21 protein-coding genes are annotated in these 24,744 nt (G+C 59.1%); 20 read left to right on the top strand and 1 reads right to left on the bottom strand.

Features of this window, described 5'->3' with window-relative positions; all coding sequences use genetic code 11:
• Positions 1–2 precede the first annotated feature (2 nt).
• Complete coding sequence (map, locus tag ACIQAL_RS01340) at positions 3–785, bottom strand: type I methionyl aminopeptidase (protein WP_166593545.1); 783 nt, start codon at positions 783–785, stop codon at positions 3–5.
• A 338-nt stretch (positions 786–1,123) separates the two neighbouring features.
• On the opposite strand from map, the gene rpsB reads away from it, so the two are divergent.
• The 20 genes from rpsB to kdsA all read left to right on the top strand — a co-directional run bounded on the left by rpsB (position 1,124) and on the right by kdsA (position 24,632).
• Complete coding sequence (gene rpsB, locus ACIQAL_RS01345; RefSeq protein ID WP_166593544.1) at positions 1,124–1,858, top strand: 30S ribosomal protein S2; 735 nt, start codon at positions 1,124–1,126, stop codon at positions 1,856–1,858.
• A gap of 182 nt (positions 1,859–2,040) precedes the next feature.
• Positions 2,041–2,904 carry a translation elongation factor Ts gene (gene tsf, locus ACIQAL_RS01350; RefSeq protein ID WP_166593543.1) on the top strand — a complete coding sequence of 288 codons (864 nt, stop codon included), beginning with the start codon at positions 2,041–2,043 and terminating at the stop codon, positions 2,902–2,904.
• 193 nt (positions 2,905–3,097) lie between these two features.
• Positions 3,098–3,841, top strand: coding sequence for a UMP kinase (gene pyrH, locus ACIQAL_RS01355; RefSeq protein ID WP_019692086.1), 744 nt, complete (start codon positions 3,098–3,100; stop codon positions 3,839–3,841).
• Entirely contained in the window at positions 3,838–4,395 is a 558-nt protein-coding gene (gene frr / locus ACIQAL_RS01360; protein ID WP_166593542.1) for a ribosome recycling factor, read from the top strand. Before pyrH ends, frr begins: the two co-directional genes overlap by 4 nt.
• A 16-nt stretch (positions 4,396–4,411) precedes the next feature.
• Positions 4,412–5,167, top strand: a complete 756-nt coding sequence (gene uppS / locus ACIQAL_RS01365; RefSeq protein WP_166593541.1) for a polyprenyl diphosphate synthase — start codon at positions 4,412–4,414, stop codon at positions 5,165–5,167.
• Positions 5,167–5,985, top strand: coding sequence for a phosphatidate cytidylyltransferase (locus tag ACIQAL_RS01370; RefSeq protein WP_401141613.1), 819 nt, complete (start codon positions 5,167–5,169; stop codon positions 5,983–5,985). The genes uppS and ACIQAL_RS01370 overlap by 1 nt, the downstream gene beginning before the upstream one ends.
• A complete protein-coding gene (ispC, locus tag ACIQAL_RS01375; protein ID WP_401141615.1) occupies positions 5,982–7,172 on the top strand; it encodes a 1-deoxy-D-xylulose-5-phosphate reductoisomerase in 1,191 nt (396 codons plus the stop codon). The genes ACIQAL_RS01370 and ispC overlap by 4 nt, the downstream gene beginning before the upstream one ends.
• 93 nt (positions 7,173–7,265) lie before the next feature.
• The gene (rseP, locus tag ACIQAL_RS01380; protein ID WP_401142379.1) at positions 7,266–8,618 is read left to right on the top strand and encodes a sigma E protease regulator RseP; all 1,353 of its coding nucleotides are present in this window, start codon (positions 7,266–7,268) and stop codon (positions 8,616–8,618) included.
• Between the two features lie 74 nt (positions 8,619–8,692).
• Entirely contained in the window at positions 8,693–11,080 is a 2,388-nt protein-coding gene (bamA, locus tag ACIQAL_RS01385) for an outer membrane protein assembly factor BamA (protein WP_166593537.1), read from the top strand.
• A 46-nt stretch (positions 11,081–11,126) separates the two neighbouring features.
• Entirely contained in the window at positions 11,127–11,630 is a 504-nt protein-coding gene (locus tag ACIQAL_RS01390; RefSeq protein ID WP_166593536.1) for an OmpH family outer membrane protein, read from the top strand.
• Positions 11,631–11,634: 4 nt separating this feature from the next.
• Positions 11,635–12,690, top strand: a complete 1,056-nt coding sequence (gene lpxD, locus ACIQAL_RS01395) for a UDP-3-O-(3-hydroxymyristoyl)glucosamine N-acyltransferase (RefSeq protein WP_401141619.1) — start codon at positions 11,635–11,637, stop codon at positions 12,688–12,690.
• Between the two features lie 112 nt (positions 12,691–12,802).
• Positions 12,803–13,243 carry a 3-hydroxyacyl-ACP dehydratase FabZ gene (fabZ, locus tag ACIQAL_RS01400; protein WP_166593534.1) on the top strand — a complete coding sequence of 147 codons (441 nt, stop codon included), beginning with the start codon at positions 12,803–12,805 and terminating at the stop codon, positions 13,241–13,243.
• Positions 13,240–14,016, top strand: a complete 777-nt coding sequence (gene lpxA, locus ACIQAL_RS01405; RefSeq protein WP_401141622.1) for an acyl-ACP--UDP-N-acetylglucosamine O-acyltransferase — start codon at positions 13,240–13,242, stop codon at positions 14,014–14,016. The genes fabZ and lpxA overlap by 4 nt, the downstream gene beginning before the upstream one ends.
• A gap of 2 nt (positions 14,017–14,018) precedes the next feature.
• Positions 14,019–15,155 carry a lipid-A-disaccharide synthase gene (gene lpxB, locus ACIQAL_RS01410; protein ID WP_401141625.1) on the top strand — a complete coding sequence of 379 codons (1,137 nt, stop codon included), beginning with the start codon at positions 14,019–14,021 and terminating at the stop codon, positions 15,153–15,155.
• Positions 15,156–15,166: 11 nt separating this feature from the next.
• Positions 15,167–15,808, top strand: coding sequence for a ribonuclease HII (gene rnhB / locus ACIQAL_RS01415; RefSeq protein WP_401142381.1), 642 nt, complete (start codon positions 15,167–15,169; stop codon positions 15,806–15,808).
• 71 nt (positions 15,809–15,879) lie between these two features.
• Positions 15,880–19,401: a DNA polymerase III subunit alpha gene (dnaE, locus tag ACIQAL_RS01420; RefSeq protein WP_401141626.1), complete on the top strand. Its 3,522-nt coding sequence runs from the start codon at positions 15,880–15,882 to the stop codon at positions 19,399–19,401.
• A 126-nt stretch (positions 19,402–19,527) separates the two neighbouring features.
• Complete coding sequence (locus ACIQAL_RS01425) at positions 19,528–20,475, top strand: acetyl-CoA carboxylase carboxyltransferase subunit alpha (RefSeq protein ID WP_166593531.1); 948 nt, start codon at positions 19,528–19,530, stop codon at positions 20,473–20,475.
• 47 nt (positions 20,476–20,522) lie between these two features.
• Positions 20,523–21,860: a tRNA lysidine(34) synthetase TilS gene (tilS, locus tag ACIQAL_RS01430; RefSeq protein WP_401141629.1), complete on the top strand. Its 1,338-nt coding sequence runs from the start codon at positions 20,523–20,525 to the stop codon at positions 21,858–21,860.
• 267 nt (positions 21,861–22,127) lie between these two features.
• Positions 22,128–23,759 (top strand): CTP synthase, encoded by a 1,632-nt coding sequence (locus tag ACIQAL_RS01435; RefSeq protein ID WP_401141631.1) that lies wholly within the window; start codon positions 22,128–22,130, stop codon positions 23,757–23,759.
• 15 nt (positions 23,760–23,774) lie between these two features.
• Complete coding sequence (gene kdsA / locus ACIQAL_RS01440; RefSeq protein ID WP_341959599.1) at positions 23,775–24,632, top strand: 3-deoxy-8-phosphooctulonate synthase; 858 nt, start codon at positions 23,775–23,777, stop codon at positions 24,630–24,632.
• Positions 24,633–24,744: the final 112 nt, after the last annotated feature.

Consider the following 24,744-nt stretch of genomic DNA (forward strand, 5'->3'; position numbering starts at 1 on the left):
GATCAGGCGGAGGTGCGGGCGATGGTGTCGTCGCTGCGCAACGTGAAGATTTCATACCCGGTCGCGGTGACCAGAATGGTGTGTTCCCACTGCGCCGACAGCTTGCGGTCCTTGGTGATGGCGGTCCAGCCGTCGCCCAGCAAACGGGTGTCAGCCTTGCCCTGATTGATCATTGGCTCAATGGTGAAGGTCATGCCTTCCTTGAGTTCCATGCCAGTGCCCGCCTTGCCGTAGTGCAGCACTTGCGGTTCTTCATGAAACACCTTGCCGATGCCATGGCCGCAATATTCCTTTACGACGGAGAAACCGTTCTTTTCAGCGTGTTTCTGGATCACTTCACCGATGTCGCCCAAGTGCGCGCCCGGTTTGACCAGCTCGATGCCTTTATACATGCATTCCTGGGTGATCTTCGACAGGCGCTCGGCCCACTCTGGCACTTTGCCAACGTGGAACATCTTGCTGGTGTCGCCGTGGTAACCGTCTTTGATCACGGTCACGTCGATGTTCAACACGTCGCCTTCCTTCAGCGGCTTCTCGTTCGGAATGCCGTGGCAGACGACATGGTTGATCGAGGTGCAGATGGATTTGGGGAAACCCTTGTAGTTCAGCGGTGCAGGGATCGCTTTTTGCTCGTTGACGATGTAGTCGTGGCAGATGCGGTCCAGCTCGTCAGTGGTGACGCCGGGCTTGACGTAGGCCCCGATCATTTCCAGAACGTCTGCCGCCAGACGACCGGCGACGCGCATCTTTTCGATGTCTTCGGGGGTTTTGATGGTAACGGTCATACAAGGCTCTCTCGGCGCGGCGGGGCCGCAGCAAAACACGGAAAAAACGCGATTCTACCAGACCGATGCCAAGCGGGTTATCATCGCTTCCTTATATAGAGGCTGGCAGGGCCGGTAGACGGCAGTGCTGTCCGGGCAAAAGCGTCGAGAAAACAGGATCTTATTCCGGGTTCCGTTATGCAGACTTTTGTGATATAAAATGCGCCGCTTTACGGGGTCCGCCCCGAAAGCCCAAACCCACACACGTGTCGACACGATGACCTGGGTGCCCTCGGTACATGCCGTTGGTTGGTCATTGGGATACGTGGAGGCCTAACCCGACTTATCAAGGAACTATCATGTCCCAAGTCAACATGCGCGATATGCTGAAGGCCGGTGTGCACTTCGGTCACCAAACCCGTTACTGGAACCCGAAAATGGGTAAGTACATTTTCGGCGCGCGCAACAAGATTCACATCATCAACCTTGAAAAAACCCTGCCTATGTTCAACGAGGCACTGACCTTCGTAGAGCGTCTGGCACAGGGCAAAAACAAGATTCTGTTCGTCGGCACCAAGCGTTCCGCTGGCAAGATCGTTGCTGAAGAAGCAGCACGTTGCGGTTCGCCGTTCGTCGACCATCGCTGGTTGGGCGGCATGCTGACCAACTTCAAAACCATCCGTGCCTCCATCAAGCGTCTGCGCGAGCTGGAAGTTCAGGCTGAAGACGGTACTTTCGCCAAGCTGACCAAGAAAGAGGCGCTGATGCGCACTCGCGATCTGGAAAAGCTGGACCGCAGCCTGGGTGGTATCAAGGACATGGGCGGTTTGCCTGACGCACTGTTCGTGATCGACGTTGATCACGAGCGCATCGCGATCACCGAAGCCAACAAGCTGGGTATCCCGGTCATCGGCGTTGTCGATACCAACAGCAGCCCGGAAGGCGTTGACTACATCATCCCAGGTAACGATGACGCCATTCGCGCCATTCAGCTGTACATGGGTTCGATGGCTGACGCTGTCATCCGTGGTCGCAACAATGTTTCTGGCGGCACCGAAGTTTACGCTGAAGAAGCGGCAACTGCTGCCGAGTAACTGACGCTTAGCGTCTACTCGGTACGCAAAAAGGGGGCTCGGCCCCCTTTTTGCCACCTCGAAAACCATCTGGCGTTGCCACCGACTTAGTTGTCATGCGCAGCTGTCACCATGGCTTTTCAAGAATTTGACGCCCGCATGGCGGGTGGAATGGTTGAAGACCTATCCAAGAGGATTTTGAAATGGCAGAGATTACTGCAGCGTTGGTCAAAGAACTGCGCGAGCGCACTGGCGAAGGCATGATGGACTGCAAAAAAGCCTTGACCAAGGCTGGCGGCGACATCGAAAAAGCCATCGACGATATGCGTGCTTCGGGCGCAATCAAGGCAGCCAAGAAAGCAGGTAACGTCGCTGCTGAAGGCGCTATCGCAATCAAGGACAACGGCAAGCGCGCTGTCCTGATCGAAGTGAACTCGCAGACCGACTTCCTGGCGCTGCAAGACGACTTCAAAAACTTCGTCGCCGTCAGTGTCAACAAGGCTTTCGACCAGCCAGAACTGACCGTTGAGCAACTGATCGAAGCTCAGGAAACCGAGCGTACCGCTCTGGTTGCCAAAGTCGGCGAAAACGTCAACATCCGTCGTCTGGCGCGTGTTGAAGGTGATGTACTGGGCTCGTACCTGCACGGCAACAAAATCGGTGTGGTTGTAGCGCTGAAAGGCGGCGACGCCGAGCTGGCCAAAGACATCGCGATGCACGTTGCTGCCAGCAACCCTGAGTTCCTGCTGCCTTCCGACGTTTCGGCCGAAGCGATCGAGCGCGAGAAGAGCGTCTTCCTGCAACTGAACGAAGACAAGATCAAAGGCAAGCCTGCCGAGATCGCTGACAAAATGGTTCAGGGCCGCATCACCAAGTTCCTGGCTGAAGCCAGTCTGGTTGAGCAAGCGTTCGTCAAGAACCCGGAAGTCAAGGTCGGTGAACTGGCCAAGAAAGCCGGCGCTGAAATCGTTTCGTTCACCTACTTCAAAGTGGGCGAAGGCATCGAGAAGCCAGTCGACAACTTCGCTGAAGAAGTCGCTGCTCAAGTAGCTGCCAGCAAGCAATAAGACGGTTCTCCAACTGTCGACCAAAGAGGCTGCCCGCTCACGCGCGCAGCCTCTTTGTCAAAACGGCAGAAGGAATTTATTTTTCCAGGGTGCGTGGCTCATGAGGCTGCGAATTCCTGACGAAGTAGCCTAGAGTTACCGCAGGCTGAAAATGGCCGCAGATTTTTTTTAAACGCCGCAGGAGAGATTCGCAATGGCTCAGCAGGGCAGTGGTTATCAAGCTCGCTATAAACGCATTCTACTCAAGCTTAGCGGCGAGGCCCTGATGGGGTCCGAAGAGTTCGGTATCGACCCCAAAGTGCTGGATCGCATGGCGCTTGAAGTGGGTCAGCTGGTAGGAATCGGTGTTCAGGTCGGTCTGGTCATCGGTGGTGGCAACCTGTTCCGTGGTGCGGCGCTTAGCGCGGCCGGCATGGATCGGGTCACGGGTGATCACATGGGCATGCTGGCCACTGTGATGAACGCCTTGGCCATGCGTGATGCACTGGAGCGCGCCAATATTTCCGCCATCGTGATGTCGGCCATCTCCATGGTGGGTGTGACCGATCACTACGATCGCCGCAAAGCAATGCGTCACCTCAACGCCAAAGAAGTGGTGATCTTCGCCGCGGGCACTGGCAACCCGTTCTTCACCACCGATTCGGCAGCGTGCCTGCGCGCGATTGAAATTGACGCCGATGTGGTGTTGAAGGCAACCAAGGTCGATGGTGTGTACACTGCCGATCCATTCAAAGACCCGCATGCCGAGAAGTTCGATCATCTGACTTACGATGAAGTGCTGGATCGCAAGCTGGGGGTAATGGACCTGACGGCCATCTGCCTGTGCCGTGACCACAAGATGCCGTTGCGTGTCTTTAATATGAACAAACCCGGCGCCCTGCTGAATATCGTGCATGGCGGCGCGGAAGGAACTTTGATCGAGGAAGGCGAACAATGATCAACGAAATCAAAAAAGACGCTCAAGAGCGCATGCAGAAATCCATCGAATCCCTGAACCATGCGTTTGGCCAGATTCGTACCGGCAAGGCACACCCAAGCATCCTGGGTAACGTGATGGTTCCGTACTACGGCACCGATACCCCGTTGAGTGGTGTTGCCAACGTCACGGTCAAGGATTCCCGTACCCTCCAGGTCGTGGCGTTTGAGCGCAACATGCTCGCGGCGGTCGATAAGGCGATTCAGAGTGCAGGCTTGAACCTCAACCCGACCAACCTCGGTGAGCTGCTGCTGATCTCCATGCCTGCCCTGACGGAAGAAACACGGAAAGGCTTCACCAAGCAGGCGCGCAGTGCGGCCGAAGATGCTCGTGTTGCTGTGCGTAACATTCGCCGCGACGCGTTGGGCGATCTGAAAAAGCTGGTCAAGGACAAGGAAATCAGCGAAGACGAAGAGCGTCGTGGCACGGCTGAGATCGACAAGCTGATCAAGGACTTCGAGGCTCAGATCACAAAAGCCACTGAAGAGAAAGAAAAAGACCTGATGGCCGTATAAGGGTCAGGAAGCTTTCATGGAAAAGACAAAGCTGGCTGTGCCGTCATCGGTGCCGCGTCATGTCGCGATCATCATGGATGGGAACAATCGCTGGGCTAAAAAGCGTCTGTTGCCGGGTGTGGCGGGTCACAAGGCTGGCGTGGACGCTGTCCGTGCGGTGATCGAAGTGTGTGCCGAGGCCAAGGTCGAGGTGCTGACGCTGTTCGCGTTCTCCAGTGAAAACTGGCAGCGTCCGGCCGAGGAGGTCGGCGCGCTGATGGAGTTGTTCTTCACGGCGTTGCGTCGTGAGACCAAGCGCCTGAACGAGAACGGTATCAGTCTGCGCATCATTGGTGACCGTGCACGTTTCCATCCTGAGCTTCAAGCTGCGATTCGCGAGGCAGAAGCGAAAACCGCTGGCAACACTCGCTTTGTCCTGCAAATCGCCGCCAACTATGGCGGCCAGTGGGACATCGCCCAGGCGGCGCAACGTCTGGCCCGTGAAGTGCAGGCCGGGCATTTACGCCCGGACGACATTACGCCCGAACTCTTGCAGACGTGCCTGGCCACCGGTGACTTGCCATTGCCGGACCTGTGCATCCGTACCGGTGGCGAACACCGCATCAGTAATTTCTTGCTTTGGCAGCTGGCGTACGCCGAGCTGTACTTCTCCGACCTGTTCTGGCCGGACTTCAAACACGAAGCCATGCGCGATGCGCTGGCCGATTTCGCTTCGCGCCAACGCCGCTTCGGGAAAACCAGCGAGCAGGTAGAAGCTGGAGCCCGTGCTTAATGCTCAAACAACGAATCATTACAGCGCTGATTCTTGCGCCCTTGGCGCTGTGCGGCTTTTTCCTTCTGGAAGGTGGCAGTTTCGCGCTGTTCATCGGCGCGGTGGTCGTACTGGGCGCCTGGGAGTGGGCCCGTCTCGCGGGTTTTGAAACTCAGTCGATTCGGGTGGGCTATGCCGCCGTGGTCGCGGTGCTGTTGTTTCTCTTGTACCTGTTACCTGGATTGGCGCCGTGGGTGCTGGTCGCAGCATTGATCTGGTGGCTGGTCGCGACGTGGCTGGTGCTGACGTACCCCGAGTCCAGCGAGCACTGGTCCAGCGTGGCGTACAAGCTGGTCATTGGTCTGCTGATTCTCCTGCCGGCATGGCAAGGTCTCATCCTCATCAAGCTCGCCCCGATGGGCAATTGGCTGATTCTCTCGGTCATGGTGCTGGTGTGGGGCGCCGACATCGGTGCCTATTTTTCGGGCAAGGCATTCGGCAAGCGCAAGCTGGCGCCGAAGGTCAGTCCGGGCAAAAGCTGGGAAGGTTTGTATGGCGGCCTGGCAGCCTGTTTGCTGATGACGTTGATTGTCGGTGTGAACCGCGGTTGGCAGGTGTCCGAGATTGTTTTTTCGCTGGTGTGCGCCGCAATTATCGTGCTGGTATCCGTCGTGGGCGACCTGACCGAGAGCATGTTCAAGCGTAAATCCGGGGTCAAGGACAGCAGTAATCTCTTGCCGGGGCATGGCGGAGTGCTGGACAGAATTGACAGCCTGACCGCCGCGATTCCGGTGTTCGCCCTGTTGCTCTGGGCCGCCAAAGACTGGGGTCTGATGTGAGCCGGCTCCAACACATCACGGTTCTCGGGGCGACTGGCTCGGTGGGGCTTAGCACCCTCGATGTCATCGCACGACACCCGACGCGCTACAAGGTCTTTGCCCTGACCGGGTTCAGCCGTCTCGCGGAGTTGCTTGCACTGTGCGTCCGTCATGTCCCGCAGTTCGCGGTGGTGCCGACAGTCGCGGCAGCGCGACAATTGCAGGACGATCTGCGTGCTGCCGGTCTCGACACGCGCGTGTTGGTAGGAGAGGGGGGGCTGTGCGAAGTGTCGGCTCACCCCGAGGTGGACACGGTGCTGGCCGCCATTGTCGGTGCCGCTGGCTTGCGTCCGACATTGGCGGCGGTCGAGGCGGGCAAGAAAGTGCTGCTGGCCAACAAAGAGGCGCTGGTCATGTCGGGTGCCTTGTTCATGCAGGCGGTTCGGCGCAGCGGCACCGTCTTGCTGCCTCTCGACAGTGAGCACAACGCGATTTTTCAGTGTTTGCCAGGCCATTATGGCAACGGTCTGGATTCGGTCGGCGTGCGTCGGATCTTGTTGACGGCTTCGGGTGGACCTTTTCGCGAAACGCCGCTGCAGGAGCTGGAGCATGTGTCACCCGAGCAGGCCTGCGCGCACCCGAACTGGTCGATGGGGCGCAAAATTTCCGTTGATTCCGCCAGCATGATGAACAAAGGGCTCGAACTGATCGAGGCCTGCTGGTTGTTCGACACTGCACCGGCTCGTATCGAAGTGGTGATTCACCCTCAAAGCGTGATCCATTCGATGGTGGATTACGTGGACGGCTCGGTACTGGCTCAACTGGGCAACCCAGACATGCGTACGCCGATTGCTCATGCACTGGCGTGGCCGGAGCGTATCGATTCGGGCGTTGCACCGCTTGATCTCTTCAGCATAGGGCGACTGGACTTCCAGGCGCCGGACGAAGTGCGCTTCCCTTGCTTGCGTCTCGCACGGCAAGCTGCGGAAGTCGGCGACAGCGCCCCTGCGGTCCTGAACGCGGTGAACGAAGTGGCCGTCGCGGCGTTTCTTGACCAGCGCATTCGCTTTCCGGAAATCGCGAGTATGATCGACGAGGTCTTGAACCTCGAACCGGTGATTGCGGTGAGCGAGCTTGAAACTGTGTTTGACATCGATGCCAAGGCGCGAGCGCTGGCCGGGCAGTGGCTGAAACGTAATGACCGATAAGCCATATTGGCCAAGTGACACGGGTTCATCGACGTGGGTGGGCTGTCCCCTGATGCCCGCCTGCAACGCCAAACCGGTATCCGGAGAACAGCGATGAGTGCGCTTTATATGATTGTCGGCACCCTGGTTGCCCTGGGCGTGCTGGTGACTTTTCACGAATTTGGCCACTTCTGGGTGGCGCGGCGTTGTGGTGTCAAGGTGCTGCGGTTTTCTGTCGGCTTCGGCATGCCGCTCTTGCGTTGGCATGACCGCAAGGGCACCGAATACGTTGTTGCCGCCATTCCGTTGGGCGGCTACGTGAAGATGCTCGACGAGCGGGAGGGCGAAGTGCCTCCGGAGCTGGTCGACCAATCGTTCAACCGCAAGACCGTTTATCAGCGGATCGCTATTGTCATCGCGGGTCCGGTCGCCAACTTTTTACTGGCCATCGTCTTTTTCTGGGTGCTGGCGATGCTGGGTAGCCAGCAAGTGCGTCCGGTCATCGGCGGCGTCGAAGCGGGTAGTATCGCGGAGAAGGCCGGATTGGTCTCCGGGCAGGAAATTGTATCCGTTGATGGCGAAGCCACGACCGGTTGGTCAGCTGTGAATCTTCAGCTGGTCCGTCGTCTTGGCGAAAGCGGGACCATTGCCCTGAAGGTCCGTGACCAGGGTTCTGACGTCGAGACTCCGCGTACGCTGGCGCTGGATAACTGGCTCAAGGGTGCTGACGAGCCAGACCCGATTCGTTCGCTGGGTATTCGTCCATGGCGCCCGGCATTGCCGCCAGTGCTGGCTGAGCTCGATCCTGCCGGTCCGGCCCAGGCCGCTGGTCTGAAAGCCGGTGACCGCCTGTTGGCGCTGGACGGCCAGCCCGTCAACGAGTGGCAGCAAGTTGTGGACTGGGTTCGTGTCCGTCCTGATACCCGGATTTTGCTGAGTGTCGAGCGAGACAATGCGAGAATCGACGTCCCGGTCACATTGGTCGCCCGTGGCGAGAGCAAGACAGCGACGGGTTACCTCGGCGCCGGGGTAAAAGGCATTGATTGGCCACCGGAAATGCTGCGCGAGGTGAGCTACGGGCCTGTGGCCGCCGTCGCAGAGGGGGCGCGGCGCACGTGGACCATGAGCGTATTGACGCTCGATTCGCTGAGGAAAATGTTGTTCGGCGAGCTCTCGGTAAAAAACTTGAGCGGACCGATAACCATTGCTAAAGTGGCGGGCGCTTCGGCCCAGTCAGGTGTAGGTGACTTCTTGAATTTCCTTGCTTATCTGAGCATAAGCCTGGGGGTTCTCAATTTGCTACCCATTCCAGTGTTGGACGGGGGGCACTTGCTGTTTTATCTGATCGAGTGGGCGCGTGGTCGCCCACTGTCGGAAAAGGTGCAGGGTTGGGGGGTTCAGATCGGGATAAGTCTGGTGGTTGGAGTCATGTTGCTCGCACTGGTCAACGATCTGGGACGACTGTAAAGCTACGCCGAATTGTGAATCTGCCGCATTTTGCGGCAGTTTGTTTATTGCCAGTTGGAATAAGAAAGGACTTCATGAAACGTCTGCTGCTAACTGCGGTTCTTGCCGTACTGATGATCGCCGAAGTTCACGCCGAGTCCTTCACTATCTCCGATATCCGTGTCAACGGCCTGCAGCGGGTGTCCGCTGGCAGTGTCTTTGGCGCGTTGCCGTTGAACGTGGGTGAACAGGCCGATGACGCGCGTCTGGTCGACGCCACGCGTGCGTTGTTCAAAACCGGGTTCTTCCAGGACATCCAGTTGGGCCGCGACGGTAACGTTCTGGTCATCTCCGTGGTTGAGCGCCCGTCGGTCGCGAGCATCGAGATCGAAGGCAACAAGGCGATCACCACTGAAGACTTGATGAAAGGCCTCAAGCAATCGGGTCTGGCCGAAGGCGAAATCTTCCAGCGTGCGACCCTCGAAGGTGTTCGTAACGAACTGCAGCGTCAGTACGTGGCTCAAGGCCGTTACTCGGCAGAAGTTGCCACTGAAGTCGTTTCCCAGCCGCGCAACCGCGTCGGCCTGAAGATCAATATCAATGAAGGCGCCGTTGCCGCGATCCAGCATATCAACGTCGTCGGCAACTCCGTTTTCAAAGAAGAAGACCTGACCGACCTGTTCGAGCTGAAGACCACCAACTGGCTGTCCTTCTTCAAGAACGACGACAAGTACGCCCGTGAAAAGCTGTCCGGTGACCTGGAGCGTCTGCGTTCCTACTACCTCGACCGCGGCTATATCAACATGGATATCGCCTCGACTCAGGTGTCGATCACCCCTGACAAGAAAAGCGTGTACATCACCGTCAACATTCATGAAGGCGAGAAGTACAGCGTCAAGTCGGTCAAGCTGAACGGTGACCTCAAAGTGCCTGAAGATCAGGTGAAGTCGCTGCTGCTGGTCAAACCAGGTCAGGTGTTCTCCCGCAAGGTGATGACCACTACGTCCGAGCTGATCACCCGTCGTCTGGGTAACGAGGGCTATACCTTCGCCAACGTTAACGGCGTGCCTACCCCGAATGATGAAGACCACACCGTGGACATCACGTTCGCCGTCGATCCAGGCAAACGGGCTTACGTGAACCGCATCAACTTCCGTGGCAACACGAAGACAGCGGACGATGTACTGCGTCGTGAAATGCGTCAGATGGAAGGCGGTTGGGCTTCCACTTACCTGATCGACCAGTCCAAGACCCGTCTGGACCGCTTGGGCTTCTTCAAAGAGGTTAACGTCGAGACCCCTGCAGTGCCGGGCACTGACGATCAGGTTGACGTGAACTACGCCGTGGAAGAGCAGGCGTCGGGTTCGATCACCGCCAGTGTGGGCTTCGCGCAGAGCGCGGGTCTGATTCTGGGTGGTTCGATCAGCCAGAACAACTTCCTGGGTACCGGTAACAAGGTCAGCATTGGCCTGACCAAAAGTGAATACCAGACCCGCTACAACTTCAGCTACGTCGACCCGTATTTCACGCCAGACGGTGTGAGCCTGGGTTACAGCGCGTTCTACCGCAAGACCAACTACGACGACCTCGATGTCGACGTGGCGAGCTACTCGGTGGACAGCCTGGGTGCCGGTATCAACATGGGCTACCCGATCAGCGAAACCTCGCGTCTGAACTTCGGCCTGACGGTCCAGCGTGACGAGATCAACACCGGTACCTACACCGTTGACGAGATTTTCGACTTCCTGGAAAAAGAAGGTGACAACTTCACCAACTTTAAGGCTTCCGTGGGCTGGTCCGAATCGACCCTGAACAAAGGCACACTGCCGACCCGTGGTCATTCCCAGAGCCTGACCCTGGAAACCACGATTCCGGGCAGCGACCTGTCGTTCTACAAGCTTGATTACCGTGGCCAGTTGTTCCACCCGATCACTACCAACACCACGCTGCGTCTGCACTCGGAGCTGGGTTACGGTGACGGCTACGGTTCGACTTCCGGTCTGCCGTTCTACGAGAACTACTACGCGGGTGGTTTCAACTCGGTTCGTGGCTTCAAGGACAGCACCTTGGGTCCTCGTAGTACGCCGAGTCGGGGCGCAGTCAACGGTGGTAAACCGGGCACGCTGGCAGATCCGGACCAAGATCCGCTACCGTTCGGTGGTAACGTCTTGATTACCGGTGGCGCCGAGATTCTGTTCCCACTGCCGTTCATCAAAGATCAACGTTCGCTTCGCACTTCGCTTTTCTGGGATGTGGGTAACGTGTTCAACACGAACTGCGACAATGCCAAGACCACCCTTAGCGGGGAAAAAATTGAATGTAACGGCCCTGATCTTTCCGGTCTGGCCAGTTCGGTCGGTGTCGGCGTGACCTGGGTTACCGCCCTGGGCCCATTGAGCTTCGCGCTGGCGATGCCGATCAAGAAGCCAGACGACAACACCGAAACCCAGGTCTTCCAATTCTCTCTCGGTCAGACCTTCTAAGGGTCTGATCACTGATCACGACAACGGATTCTGTAGGAGTTACAACGTGCGTAAGTTGACCCAATTGGCACTGCTGGCAACCGTACTGGTCGCCGGCCCGGCATTCGCAGACATGAAGATCGCTGTTCTGAACTATCAGATGGCGCTGCTTGAGTCGGATGCTGCCAAGAAGTATGCAGTCGACGCTGAAAAGAAATTCGGCCCGCAACTGACCAAGCTCAAAGCCCTGGAAAGCAGCGCTAAAGGCATCCAGGACCGTCTGGTCGCCGGTGGCGACAAGATGGCCCAGCCTGAGCGCGAGAAGCTGGAACTGGACTTCAAGCAGAAAGCCCGTGACTTCCAGTTCCAGTCCAAGGAGCTGAACGAAGCCAAAGCCGTCGCTGACCGTGACATGCTCAAGCAACTGAAGCCAAAGCTGGACTCGGCTGTTGAAGAAGTGATCAAGAAAGGCGGTTACGACCTGGTGTTCGAGCGCGGTGCCGTGATTGACGTCAAGCCACAGTACGACGTCACTCGCCAGGTCATCGAGCGCATGAACCAGCTGAAGTAAATTCATGACCGTGACTATCACGCTCGGCCATCTGGCCGAGTTCCTCGGTGCCACGCTACGTGGCCCGGCGGACAAGCAAATCACCGGACTGGCCACCTTGCAGGAGGCCGGGCCCGGTCAGGTCAGCTTTCTGGCCAATCCTCAGTATCGAAAATTCCTCGCAACCTCCCACGCCGCAGCCGTGCTACTCAAGCCCGCTGATGCCGAAGGTTACGCGGGAGATGCACTGCTGATCGCCGACCCCTACCTGGCGTACGCACGAATCTCCCACCTGTTCGATCCCAAGCCGAAGGCCGCTGCCGGTATTCATCCAACCGCTATCGTCGCTGCTGACGCAGTGGTCGATCCGAACGCCAGCGTGGGCGCTTATGTCGTCATCGAAAGCGGTGCACGCATCGCTGCCGGTGTGACCCTCGGTGCTCATTGCTACATCGGTGCCCGCAGTGTCATCGGCGAAGGCGGCTGGCTGGCACCGCGGGTGACGCTGTATCACGATGTGCGGATCGGCCAGCGCGTGGTGATCCAGTCCGGTGCCGTACTGGGTGGAGAGGGCTTCGGCTTCGCCAACGAGAAAGGCGTGTGGCAGAAGATCGCCCAGATTGGTGGCGTGACCATCGGCGACGACGTGGAGATTGGCGTGAATACCGCCATTGACCGCGGCGCCATGGACGACACGCGCATCGGCAACGGTGTGAAGCTGGATAACCAGATTCAGATCGCGCACAACGTTCAAGTGGGCGATCACACGGCAATGGCGGCCTGCGTTGGCATTTCCGGCAGTGCGAAGATCGGCAAACACTGTATGCTCGCCGGCGGTGTCGGACTGGTCGGGCACATTGAAATTTGCGACGGCGTTTTCATCACGGGCATGACCATGGTCACCCGTTCGATCACCGAGCCGGGTTCCTATTCTTCGGGGACCGCGATGCAGCCCGCTGCCGAGTGGCGCAAGAGTGCGGCACGTATTCGCCAGCTCGACGACATGTCCCGCCGGCTGCAGCAGCTAGAAAAGATTGTCGAGGCAGTGACCTCAGGCGGTAATGCGTCATCTGATGGCTGATACTTTTTTCTTATCAAGTGTGCAAAGCCGATAAACTGCCTCCTTGATTTGCTAGAGGAGTGCCGCGCATTCGTCGCGCACTCCCAATCTTTACTACAGGCTTCCTCTCGAAATGATGGACATCAACGAAATTCGCGAATATCTGCCCCACCGTTACCCGTTCCTGCTGGTGGATCGTGTGGTGAAGCTGGATGTTGAGAATAAACTCATTCGTGCCTATAAGAATGTCAGCATCAACGAGCCCTTCTTCAATGGGCACTTTCCTGCGCATCCAATCATGCCGGGCGTGCTGATCATCGAAGCGATGGCTCAGGCCGCGGGCATCCTGGGTTTCAAGATGCTTGACGTGAAGCCTGCTGACGGCACCCTGTATTACTTCGTGGGCTCCGACAAGCTGCGCTTCCGCCAGCCGGTGCTGCCGGGCGACCAACTGATTCTTGAAGCCAAGTTCCTGAGCTGCAAGCGCCAGATCTGGAAGTTCGAATGCCAGGCGTCGGTAGACGGCAAGCCGGTATGCTCCGCAGAAATCATCTGTGCGGAACGTAAACTATGAGTTTGATTGACCCTCGCGCAATCATCGATCCGACGGCCGTGCTGGCCGACAATGTGGAGGTCGGCCCGTGGTCGATCGTCGGACCCGGTGTGGAAATTGGCGAGGGCACGGTGATTGGTCCGCACGTGATTCTGCGTGGTCCGACCATCATCGGTAAGCACAACCACATCTACCAGTTTTCTTCGGTAGGTGAGGACACGCCTGACCTCAAGTACAAGGGCGAAGCCACGCGTCTGGTCATTGGTGACCACAACGTGATCCGCGAAGGCGTCACGATTCACCGTGGCACCATTCAGGACCGCGCCGAAACCACGATTGGCAATAACAACCTGATCATGGCCTATGCGCATATCGGTCATGACAGCGTCATCGGCAACCATTGCATCCTGGTCAACAACACGGCGCTGGCCGGCCATGTGCATGTGGCTGACTGGGCAATCCTCTCCGGTTTCACCTTGGTTCATCAGTATTGCCACATCGGCGCCCACAGCTTTTCCGGCATGGGCACGGCGATTGGCAAGGATGTCCCGGCGTTCGTCACCGTGTTCGGCAACCCGGCAGAAGCCCGCAGCATGAACTTCGAAGGCATGCGTCGTCGTGGTTTCTCGGAAGACTCGATCCATGCCCTGCGTCGCGCCTACAAGACGGTCTATCGCCAAGGGCTGACGGTCGAACAGGCGGTGGTCGAGCTGGCTGAACCGGCGGCGCAGTTCCCGGAAGTCGCGCTGTTTCTTGAGTCCATCCAGAACTCGACCCGCGGCATCACCCGTTAATCATGGGGGCCTTGCGGATCGCGCTGGTCGCCGGGGAAGCCTCGGGCGACATTCTGGGTTCGGGTCTGATGCGTGCCATCAAGGCGCGTCATCCTGATGCTCAGTTCATCGGCGTCGGCGGCCCGCTCATGGAAGCCGAGGGCATGGCGTCCTACTTCCCCATGGAGCGCCTGTCGGTCATGGGGCTGGTGGAAGTCCTTGGACGTCTCAAGGAGTTGCTGGCCCGTCGCAAGCTGTTGATCCAGACCTTGATCGATGAGAAACCCGATGTATTCATCGGGATCGATGCTCCGGACTTCACCCTCAATATCGAACTCAAATTGCGTCAGGCCGGGATCAAAACCGTGCACTACGTCAGCCCGTCCGTGTGGGCGTGGCGGCAGAGGCGCGTCCTGAAGATCCGCGAAGGCTGCGACCTGATGTTGACGTTGTTGCCGTTCGAAGCGCGTTTTTACGAAGAAAAGGGCGTGCCGGTGCGTTTCGTCGGCCATCCACTCGCCGATACCATCCCCCTTGAAGCAGATCGCCAGGCGGCTCGGGCTGAGCTGGGGCTGGGTGACGGGCCTGTCGTGGCGTTGATGCCGGGCAGCCGTGGCGGGGAGGTGGGCCGACTGGGCGCGCTGTTTTTCGACACCGCCGAACGGCTGCTCGCCCAGCGACCGAACATTCGTTTCGTGCTGCCCTGCGCCAGCCCTCAACGCCGCGCGCAAATCGAACAATTGTTGCAAGGCCGGGATCTGCCGCTGACCTTGCTCGACGGCCGCTCCCATATTGCGTTGGCTGCCTGCGATGCCGTGTTGATCGCATCGGGCACCGCCACGCTGGAAGCGCTGCTGTACAAACGACCGATGGTGGTTGCCTATCGTCTGGCGCCGCTGACCTACTGGATACTCAAGCGGATGGTGAAGAGTCCATACGTGTCGCTGCCGAATCTGTTGGCCCAGCGTTTGCTGGTTCCAGAGCTTCTGCAGGACGCGGCGACCGCCGATGCCCTGGCAAGCACCCTGCTGCCGTTGCTCGACAACGGCGCGGAGCAGACCGCCGGCTTCGACGCCATTCACCGCACCTTGCGTCGCGACGCGTCCAATCAAGCCGCCGAAGCGGTCCTGAACCTGATTGGCCCGTCGCCTTCACGATGAGCGCTCGAACAATGCAAATGGGCCTGGATTTCAACCTGGTCGAGGATCTGGTCGCCGGTGTCGATGAGGTGGGCCGTGGCCCGCTGTGCGGCGCTGTGGTAACGGCTGCGGTGATTCTTGACCCCAATCGCCCCATCCTGGGTCTTAACGACTCGAAAAAGCTCACCGAAGCCAAGCGCGAAAAGCTGTTCGACGAGATCTGCGAGAAGGCGCTGTGCTGGCATATCGCACGGGCCGAAGTCGAAGAAATCGACGAGCTGAACATTCTGCACGCCACCATGCTGGCCATGAAGCGTGCGGTCGAGGGCCTGCTGATCACGCCGAAACTGGCGCTGATAGACGGTAACCGTTGCCCGCAACTCTCGGTGCCCAGTGCGCCGGTGATTCAGGGTGATGCCCAGGTCCCCGCCATCGCTGCGGCGTCGATCCTGGCCAAGGTCAGCCGCGACCGGGAGATGGCTGCCATGGAACTGATCTATCCGGGGTACGGGATCGGTGGCCACAAGGGCTACCCGACGCCGGTTCACCTGGAAGCGCTGGCCCGGTTAGGGCCGACGCCGATCCACCGTCGCTCCTTCGCCCCGGTACGTGCGGCGTATGAAGCGCGGGAGATGATGATCTCCACCGGCTTCACCTCGCTGCCGCTCACCTGATCGCGGGCTGATGTTTTCATGAGAGGCCGGTACAATCCGGCCTTTGTTTTCTGCGCGCTATAGGATCAACCATGTCGGCTTCTTTCGTTCATCTGCGCATGCACACCGAATATTCTCTGGTCGACGGGCTGGTGCGGGTCAAGCCGCTGGTCAAGGCGTTGACCGGCTTGAGCATGCCTGCGGTGGCAGTGACCGATCAGAACAACCTGTGCTCGCTGGTCAAGTTCTACAAGGCCGCCATGGGTGCTGGCATCAAGCCTATCTGCGGCGCCGATATCTGGTTGGCAGGTCGTGACAAGGATGCCCCCCTCAGCCGCTTGAGCCTGTTGGTGATGAACCCCAAGGGCTACCTGAATCTCACCGAACTGATTTCCCGCGGTTTCATGCATGGTCAGCGCAACGGCGTGGTGATCATCGAGCGCGAGTGGGTCGCTGAGGCCCATGAAGGGCTGATCGCGCTGTCGGCGGCCAAGGAAGGTGAGATCGGCATGGCGCTGCTCGGCGGCAACCCGGCCGAGGCCGACGAGTTGCTTAAAGAATGGGTGTCGGTCTTTCAGGATCGTTTCTACATCGAGATTCAACGGACCAGCCGCGTCAATGACGAAGAGCATTTGCACGCTGCCGTCGCCCTTGCCGATCGCCACGGTGTGCCGCTGGTGGCGACCAACGATGTTCGCTTCATCAAGCAGGAAGATTTCGAGGCCCACGAAACCCGCGTGTGTATCGGCGAAGGCCGGGCGCTGGACGACCCGCGCCGCTCGCACAACTACAGCGATCAGCAGTACCTCAAAAGCGCTGCAGAAATGGCCGAGCTTTTCAGCGACCTGCCCGACGCGCTGCAGAACACCGTGGAAATCGCCCAGCGTTGCAACATTGACGTGCGCCTGGGCAAGCACTTCCTGCCCAACTTCCCGATTCCCGATGGCCTGACCATCGATGAATATTTCCGCAAGGTGTCTTTCGAGGGCCTTGAAGAGCGCTTGGCCGTGCTGTGGCCGAGGGAAACCACGCCCAACTACGAAGCCAAGCGGCAGGAGTACGTCGACCGGTTGAATTTCGAGCTGGATATCATCATCCAGATGGGGTTCCCCGGTTACTTCCTGATCGTTATGGATTTTATCCAGTGGGCCAAGAACAACGGCGTGCCGGTCGGTCCGGGCCGTGGGTCGGGTGCCGGCTCGCTGGTAGCCTACGTACAGAAGATTACCGACCTCGATCCGCTGGAATATGACCTGCTTTTCGAACGGTTCCTTAACCCTGAACGGGTTTCGATGCCGGACTTCGACGTCGACTTCTGCATGGACGGTCGCGACCGGGTGATCGAATACGTGGCCGAGAAATACGGCCGCAACGCGGTCAGTCAGATCATCACCTTCGGTTCCATGGCGGCGAAAGCCGTGGTGCGGGACGTGGCGAGGGCTCAGGGGAAATCCTTCGGGCTCGCAGATCGCCTGTCGAAGATGATTCCGTTCGAAGTCGGCATGACCCTGGAAAAGGCCTATGAGCAGGAAGAAATCCTGCGCGACTTCCTCAAGACCGACGAGGAAGGGGCTGAAATCTGGGAAATGGCGCGCAAGCTCGAAGGCGTTGTGCGTAACGTCGGCAAGCACGCCGGTGGTGTGGTCATCGCGCCAACCAAACTGACCGACTTCGCGGCTATCTATTGCGATGAAGAAGGCGGCGGCCTGGTCACCCAGTACGACAAGGACGATGTCGAGGCCGCGGGTCTGGTGAAGTTCGACTTCCTGGGTCTGCGAACGCTGACGATCATCGACTGGGCGATGAAGACGATCAACCGCGACCGCGCAAAGGTCGGCGAGGACCTGCTCGACATCGCCTTCATCCCGCTGGATGACGCCCCAACCTACGATCTGCTGCAAAAAGCCGAAACCACGGCGGTCTTCCAGCTTGAATCCCGAGGCATGAAAGAGCTGATCAAGAAGCTCAAGCCCGACTGCCTGGAAGACCTTATCGCACTGGTGGCACTGTTCCGCCCGGGCCCGCTGCAGTCGGGCATGGTGGACGACTTTATCAACCGCAAGCACGGTCGCGCCGAGCTCTCCTACCCGCACGTCGATTACCAGTACGAAGGGCTCAAGCCCGTGCTGCTGCCAACGTACGGCATCATCCTGTATCAGGAACAGGTGATGCAGATTGCTCAGGTCATGGCGGGTTACACCCTCGGCGAGGCCGACATGCTGCGTCGGGCCATGGGTAAGAAAAAGCCCGAGGAGATGGCCAAGCAGCGTGGCGGCTTCATCGATGGCTGCAAGACCAACAATATCGAGCCGGATCTGGCCGGTAACATTTTCGACCTGGTGGAAAAATTCGCCGGTTACGGTTTTAACAAATCCCACTCTGCTGCGTACGGGCTCGTCTCGTACCAGACGGCGTGGCTGAAGAAGCATTACCCGGCGCCGTTCATGGCGGCCGTGCTCTCGGCGGACATGCACAACACCGACAAGGTCGTGACCTTGATCGAGGAAGTGCGGACCATGAAACTGCGCCTCGATGCGCCGGACGTGAACAACTCCGAATTCAAATTCACCGTCAACGACGAAGGCCGCATCGTGTACGGGCTGGGCGCGATCAAAGGCGTGGGCGAGGGGCCGGTCGAGGCGATTACCGAAGCGCGTCAGGCCGGGCCGTTCAAGGACCTGTTCGATTTCTGCGCGCGCATCGACCTCAAACGGGTCAACAAACGCACGCTGGGTGGCCTGATCAGCAGCGGTGCGCTGGACCGTCTGGGGCCGTTTTTCTACGACGACCCGAAACAGTATCAAGCCAACATTGACCGCAATCGCGGTGTGTTGCTCGCCGCGCTGGAAGGTGCGATTCAATCGGCCGAACAGACCGCGCGCAGTCACGACAGTGGCCATGCCGATCTATTTGGCGGTCTGTTCGTCGAGCCCGATGCCGATGTTTATGCGAACCATCGCGGGGCCAAAGAGGTCACTCTCAAAGAGCGTTTGCGCGGTGAGAAGGAAACCCTGGGCCTGTACCTGACGGGTCACCCGATCGACGAGTATGAAGGTGAGATTCGTCGCTTCGCCCGCCAGCGAATCGTTGACCTGAAACCTGCCCGTGACACCCAGACCGTTGCCGGTCTGATTATCGCCTTGCGTGTGATGAAGAACAAAAAGGGCGACAAGATGGGGTTTATCACCCTGGATGACCGCTCTGGCCGCATCGAAGCGTCGTTGTTCGCGGACTCGTTCCAGGCCGCTCAGTCGCTGTTGCAGACCGACGCGATGGTTGTGGTGGAGGGCGAGGTCAGCTCCGATGACTTCTCCGGCGGCCTGCGTTTGCGAGCCAAGCGGGTGATGAGTCTCGAAGAAGCGCGGACCGGTCTGGCTGAGAGTTTGCGCCTGACCGTGCGCAGCGAGGCGCTGAAAGGCGATCGTCTACGCTGGCTGGGCGACCTGTGCAAGAAGCACCGGGGAGCGTGTCCGATCACGCTCGACTACACCGGGCAGGAGGCCCGGGCGCTATTGCAGTTCGGCGAAGCGTGGCGAATCGATCCCGCAGACAGCCTGATTCAGGCACTGCGTGACCAGTTCGGACGAGAGAACGTCTTCCTGCAGTATCGATGAACGCTGATACCCGACTTTTTTAAGCTCGACACTTTAACCTCGACCCCTACACGCCACATCCTTTAAGGTATGGCGTTTACGGATCAACCGGCCGGCCTCTTGGCCGTCGACCCAAGACGGATGCCTATGAACCCGAATTTTCTGGATTTCGAACAGCCGATTGCTGACCTGCAAGCCAAAATTGAAGAGCTGCGACTGGTAGGCAATGACAACTCGCTGAACATCGGCGATGAAATCTCTCGACTGCAAGAGAAGAGCAGCACGCTCACCGAAAGCATTTTCGGCAACCTGACCAGTTGGCAGATCGCGCGCATGGCGCGTCATCCGCGTCGTCCGTACACCCTGGACTACATCGAACACATCTTCACCGAGTTCGACGAGCTGCACGGCGACCGCCACTTCTCCGACGACGCGGCCATCGTGGGCGGCATCGCCCGTCTGGACGACCAGCCTGTCATGGTGATCGGTCATCAAAAAGGCCGCGAAGTCCGCGAAAAAGTTCGCCGCAACTTCGGCATGCCGCGTCCTGAAGGCTACCGTAAGGCGTGCCGCCTGATGGAAATGGCCGAGCGCTTCAAGATGCCGATTCTGACCTTCATCGACACGCCGGGCGCTTACCCTGGCATCGACGCTGAAGAGCGCAACCAGAGCGAAGCGATTGCCTGGAACCTGCGTGTCATGGCGCGTCTGAAGACGCCGATCATCGCGACTGTGATCGGTGAGGGCGGTTCGGGCGGTGCACTGGCCATTGGCGTGTGCGATCAGCTGAACATGCTGCAATACTCCACCTACGCAGTGATTTCGCCAGAAGGCTGCGCGTCGATTCTGTGGAAAACCGCCGAAAAAGCGCCAGACGCTGCCGAAGCGATGGGCATCACCGCTGAGCGCCTCAAAGGCCTGGGCATCGTCGACAAGGTCATCAACGAGCCACTGGGTGGCGCGCACCGTGATCCGGCGGCGGCTTCGGCTTCCATCCGCGAAGCATTGAGCAGCCAGTTGGCCATGCTCAAGAAGTTCAATGCGGATGAACTGTTGGCGCGTCGCTACGACCGCCTGATGAGCTACGGCATCTGATCGGAGTCATATTTGAGGTCCGGTGAGCTAACGCGGGGTCCACCAGCATGAGCAAGCCGGACACATTCAAAAAAGACCTCTCCCAACGTCTGCTATCGCGCCTTGAACCCTGGCGCGGTGCAGCCGGTTGGCGCATCGCCTTCTCGGGTGGACTCGATTCCACCGTCCTGCTGCACCTGCTGGCCGAGCTTGCTCGCCATCAGCGTCTCCCCCCTTTGACCGCTATCCACATTCATCACGGTTTGCAGGCTGTTGCTGCGTCGTGGCCGGGACATTGCCGTCAGATGTGTCAGATTCTGGGCGTGCCGTTGCAGGTCATCGACGTGCAAGTCCGATCCGGCGCCAGCCTCGAACAGGCGGCCCGCGATGCGCGATACACCGCGTTCGAGCAGACGTTGCTGGCGGGCGAAGTGTTGCTCACGGCCCAGCATAGGGACGATCAGGCGGAAACCCTGATGTTTCGTCTGCTGCGGGGAGCGGGTGTGAAAGGGTTGGCGGCAATGCCGTCCCATCGGGTACTTGGCAAAGGCCAGGTCTTCCGGCCGCTTCTGGACGAGCCCCGCGCATTGCTTGAGCGTTATGCACAGGAAGAGGGCCTGAGCTGGATCGAAGACCCGAGCAACAAAGACAGCCGTTTCTCCCGCAATTACCTGCGCAATCATGTGTTGCCGATGTTGACCGCACGCTGGCCCCAGGCAACCGCGAGCATGGTCCGCAGCGCCGCTCATCTGGCCGAGGCCCAAGGCTTGCTCGATGAACTGGCGACGCAGGATCTGGCGCTCGCCGACACACCGTGCCCGTGGCCATGGCTGGCGGTGCCATCCCTGGAGCTGGCGCCGCTTGAGGGACTGTCATCCGCACGTCAGAGAAACGCCTTACGTTACTGGCTGAGTCCGCTGACACGTCTTCCAGACAGTGACCACTGGGCGGGATGGGATTCCCTGCGTGATGCAGGGCCGGATGGCCGTCCGATCTGGCGTCTGGCCGACGGACAATTGCATCGCGCAGAAGGGCGAATCTGGTGGTTGTCGGGCATCTGGCTCAAGGACGTGGCGGGTTCGCAGCACTGGTCCACGGCCTCGCAGCCGCTTCATTTGCCGGGCAACGGAATGTTGCACATTCTGGGCGACATCCCTCGCGGCGGGCTGCACGTGCACTATCGACAGGGCGGTGAAGTGCTGGATGTGCCGGATCGCGGGCGTCGGGACCTCAAGCGCTTGCTCAATGAAAAAGGCGTGCCGGTGTTTTTGCGCGGCCGATTGCCGCTGTTGTATCGCGGTGAACAGTTGCTGGCGGTGGCCAACCTTCCCGGACTCGACGCTGACCCCCGTGGCGACTGGCGATTGCACTGGCAACCACCGACGAATGACCACAGTTTGAGATGAGAGCCCGTTTCCGGTAGACTACGCTCCCTTCTTGATACAGCTTATGTCGACCCTTTCGGAACGACGTGAGTTGCCGATTACCAGCCAGTCTTTACTGGGCGATTCTCAAAATGTGGCGAGCAATGGACAGGTCCGGTTTCGGCCAGTCGCTTCAACGCAGCAATTTCAGGAATGCACTGTGAAACACGCAGGTCATCGGGGGCTTCGGCCTTCCTTCGCTTTCCCCGGCGGCTCTGACCGCTTTAACGCAGACTTCTAGGGTTTTTCATGACGCGCTACATCTTCGTCACGGGCGGTGTTGTTTCTTCATTGGGGAAAGGCATTGCCTCGGCTTCATTGGCGGCCATCCTGGAGGCGAGGGGACTTAAGGTCACCATGCTCAAGCTGGACCCCTACATCAACGTCGACCCGGGCACCATGAGCCCGTTCCAGCACGGTGAAGTGTTCGTCACCCACGACGGCGCCGAGACCGACCTGGACCTGGGTCACTACGAGCGTTTCATTCGCACCACCATGACCCAGAACAACAACTTCACCACCGGCCGTGTGTACGAACACGTCCTGCGCAAAGAGCGCCGTGGTGATTATCTGGGCGCGACCATTCAGGTGATCCCGCACATCACCGACGAAATCAAGCGTCGCATCATCAAGGGCGCCGGCGATGCCGACGTGGCCATGGTCGAGATCGGTGGCACCGTGGGTGACATCGAATCGCAACCGTTCCTTGAGGCGATCCGCCAGTTGCGTTTCGAAGTCGGCGCCAAGCGCGCGATGCTGATGCACCTGACGCTGGTGCCGTACATCGCGACTGCTGGCGAGACCAAGACCAAGCCCACTCAGCACTCCGTCAAGGAACTGCGCTCCATTGGCCTGCAGCCTGATGTGCTGGTGTGCCGCTCCGATCACCCGATCGACGTTTCGTCGCGTCGCAAGATCGCGCAGTTCACCAACGTCGAAGAGCGCGCTGTGATCGCGCTGGAAGACGCCGACACCATCTACAAGATCCCGGGCATCCTGCACTCGCAGGGTCTGGACGATTTCGTCGTTGAGCGTTTTGGCCTGCAATGCAACAGCGCCGACCTGTCCGAGTGGGACAAGGTCGTCGATGCCAAGCTGAACCCGGAGCACGAAGTCACCATCGCGATGGTCGGCAAGTACATGGAACTGCTGGACGCGTACAAGTCGCTGATCGAAGCGATGAGCCACGCAGGTATCAGCAACCGCACCAAGGTCAACCTGCGCTACATCGACTCCGAAGACATCGAGAACCAGGGCACTGGCCTGCTGGAAGGTGTGGACGCCATTCTTGTACCGGGCGGCTTCGGTCTGCGCGGTGTCGAAGGCAAGATCACCGCCGTTCAGTTTGCCCGCGAAAACAAGGTGCCTTACCTGGGTATTTGCCTGGGCATGCAAGTGGCGGTCATCGAGTTCGCCCGTAACGTGCTGGGCTGGAAAGACGCCAACTCTACGGAGTTTGATCGCACCAGTCCGCACCCTGTGGTCGGCCTGATCACCGAGTGGGAAGACTCCACCGGCGCGGTCGAAACCCGCACCGAAAGCTCCGACCTTGGCGGCACCATGCGTCTGGGCGCGCAGGAATGCCTGCTGGAGCCGGGTTCCCTGGTGCACGATTGCTACGCCAACGACACCATCGTCGAGCGTCATCGTCACCGTTACGAAGTGAACAACAAGCTGCTGCCGCAACTGATCGAAGCCGGGCTGAAAGTGTCCGGTCGTTCGGGTGATGGCGCGCTGGTTGAGGTGGTCGAGTCCAAGGACCACCCGTGGTTCGTGGCTTGCCAGTTCCACCCTGAATTCACCTCCACGCCTCGCGACGGTCACCCGCTGTTCAGTGGCTTCGTCAAGGCAGCGCTCGCTCAGCACCAGAAGAACGCCTGATAGGGAATTCATTACATGGCACAGAAAATCATCCGTGTCGGTGGCCTGAACAAGGGCATCGACATCGCCAACGACAAGCCGATGGTCTTGTTCGGTGGCATGAATGTCCTGGAGTCGCGGGACATGGCCATGCAGGTCTGCGAAGAATACGTTCGGGTCACCCAGAAACTGGGCATCCCTTACGTGTTCAAGGCCAGCTTCGACAAAGCCAACCGGTCTTCCGTGACCTCGTATCGCGGTCCGGGCCTCGAAGCGGGCATGCGCATTTTCGAAGAGATCAAAAGCACCTTTGGCGTGCCGGTGATCACTGACGTCCACGAGCCGCATCAAGCGGCGACCGTGGCGGAAGTCTGCGACATTATCCAACTGCCGGCCTTCCTGTCGCGCCAGACCGATCTGGTCGTGGCGATGGCGAAGACCGGTGCCGTGATCAACATCAAGAAAGCCCAGTTCCTCGCGCCCCAGGAGATGAAACACATCCTGACCAAGTGCGAAGAAGCCGGTAACGATCAATTGATCCTGTGCGAACGCGGTTCGAGCTTCGGCTATAACAACCTCGTCGTGGACATGCTCGGCTTCGGCATCATGAAAGCGTTCGAATACCCGGTGTTCTTCGACGTGACCCACGCGCTGCAAATGCCGGGCGGTCGTTCGGACTCGGCAGGTGGTCGTCGTGCTCAGGTGACCGATCTGGCCAAAGCCGGTATCAGCCAGGGCCTGGCAGGCCTGTTCCTTGAAGCGCATCCGGACCCGGACAACGCCAAGTGCGACGGCCCGTGCGCCTTGCGCTTGAATAAGCTGGAGCCGTTCCTGACCCAGCTCAAGGCGCTCGATGATCTGGTCAAAGCGTTCCCGGCCATTGAAACGGCGTAAAACCCGCTTCTCCGGCACGATGCCCTCCGGTAGAGTGCCGCTCGTTTCTTTCCCGACCAACGGGTCGGGAAAATCTGTCATCCCGGGCCTGCCCGCTGTCTAGTGCCCGGGG

It is taken from the genome of Pseudomonas sp. NPDC088368, assembly GCF_044753445.1.
Taxonomy (GTDB): Bacteria; Pseudomonadota; Gammaproteobacteria; order Pseudomonadales; family Pseudomonadaceae; genus Aquipseudomonas; species Aquipseudomonas bambusae.

Coding starts and splice junctions, on each gene's coding strand:
- ACIQAL_RS01435 (WP_401141631.1), top strand. CDS start 22,128: ATGACGCGCTACATCTTCGTCACGGGCGGTGTTGTTTCTTCATTGGGG.
- dnaE (WP_401141626.1), top strand. CDS start 15,880: ATGTCGGCTTCTTTCGTTCATCTGCGCATGCACACCGAATATTCTCTG.
- frr (WP_166593542.1), top strand. CDS start 3,838: ATGATCAACGAAATCAAAAAAGACGCTCAAGAGCGCATGCAGAAATCC.
- bamA (WP_166593537.1), top strand. CDS start 8,693: ATGAAACGTCTGCTGCTAACTGCGGTTCTTGCCGTACTGATGATCGCC.
- lpxB (WP_401141625.1), top strand. CDS start 14,019: ATGGGGGCCTTGCGGATCGCGCTGGTCGCCGGGGAAGCCTCGGGCGAC.
- ACIQAL_RS01370 (WP_401141613.1), top strand. CDS start 5,167: ATGCTCAAACAACGAATCATTACAGCGCTGATTCTTGCGCCCTTGGCG.
- lpxA (WP_401141622.1), top strand. CDS start 13,240: ATGAGTTTGATTGACCCTCGCGCAATCATCGATCCGACGGCCGTGCTG.
- map (WP_166593545.1), bottom strand. CDS start 785: ATGACCGTTACCATCAAAACCCCCGAAGACATCGAAAAGATGCGCGTC.
- fabZ (WP_166593534.1), top strand. CDS start 12,803: ATGATGGACATCAACGAAATTCGCGAATATCTGCCCCACCGTTACCCG.
- rseP (WP_401142379.1), top strand. CDS start 7,266: ATGAGTGCGCTTTATATGATTGTCGGCACCCTGGTTGCCCTGGGCGTG.
- uppS (WP_166593541.1), top strand. CDS start 4,412: ATGGAAAAGACAAAGCTGGCTGTGCCGTCATCGGTGCCGCGTCATGTC.
- ACIQAL_RS01425 (WP_166593531.1), top strand. CDS start 19,528: ATGAACCCGAATTTTCTGGATTTCGAACAGCCGATTGCTGACCTGCAA.
- tilS (WP_401141629.1), top strand. CDS start 20,523: ATGAGCAAGCCGGACACATTCAAAAAAGACCTCTCCCAACGTCTGCTA.
- pyrH (WP_019692086.1), top strand. CDS start 3,098: ATGGCTCAGCAGGGCAGTGGTTATCAAGCTCGCTATAAACGCATTCTA.
- rpsB (WP_166593544.1), top strand. CDS start 1,124: ATGTCCCAAGTCAACATGCGCGATATGCTGAAGGCCGGTGTGCACTTC.
- lpxD (WP_401141619.1), top strand. CDS start 11,635: ATGACCGTGACTATCACGCTCGGCCATCTGGCCGAGTTCCTCGGTGCC.
- rnhB (WP_401142381.1), top strand. CDS start 15,167: ATGCAAATGGGCCTGGATTTCAACCTGGTCGAGGATCTGGTCGCCGGT.
- tsf (WP_166593543.1), top strand. CDS start 2,041: ATGGCAGAGATTACTGCAGCGTTGGTCAAAGAACTGCGCGAGCGCACT.
- kdsA (WP_341959599.1), top strand. CDS start 23,775: ATGGCACAGAAAATCATCCGTGTCGGTGGCCTGAACAAGGGCATCGAC.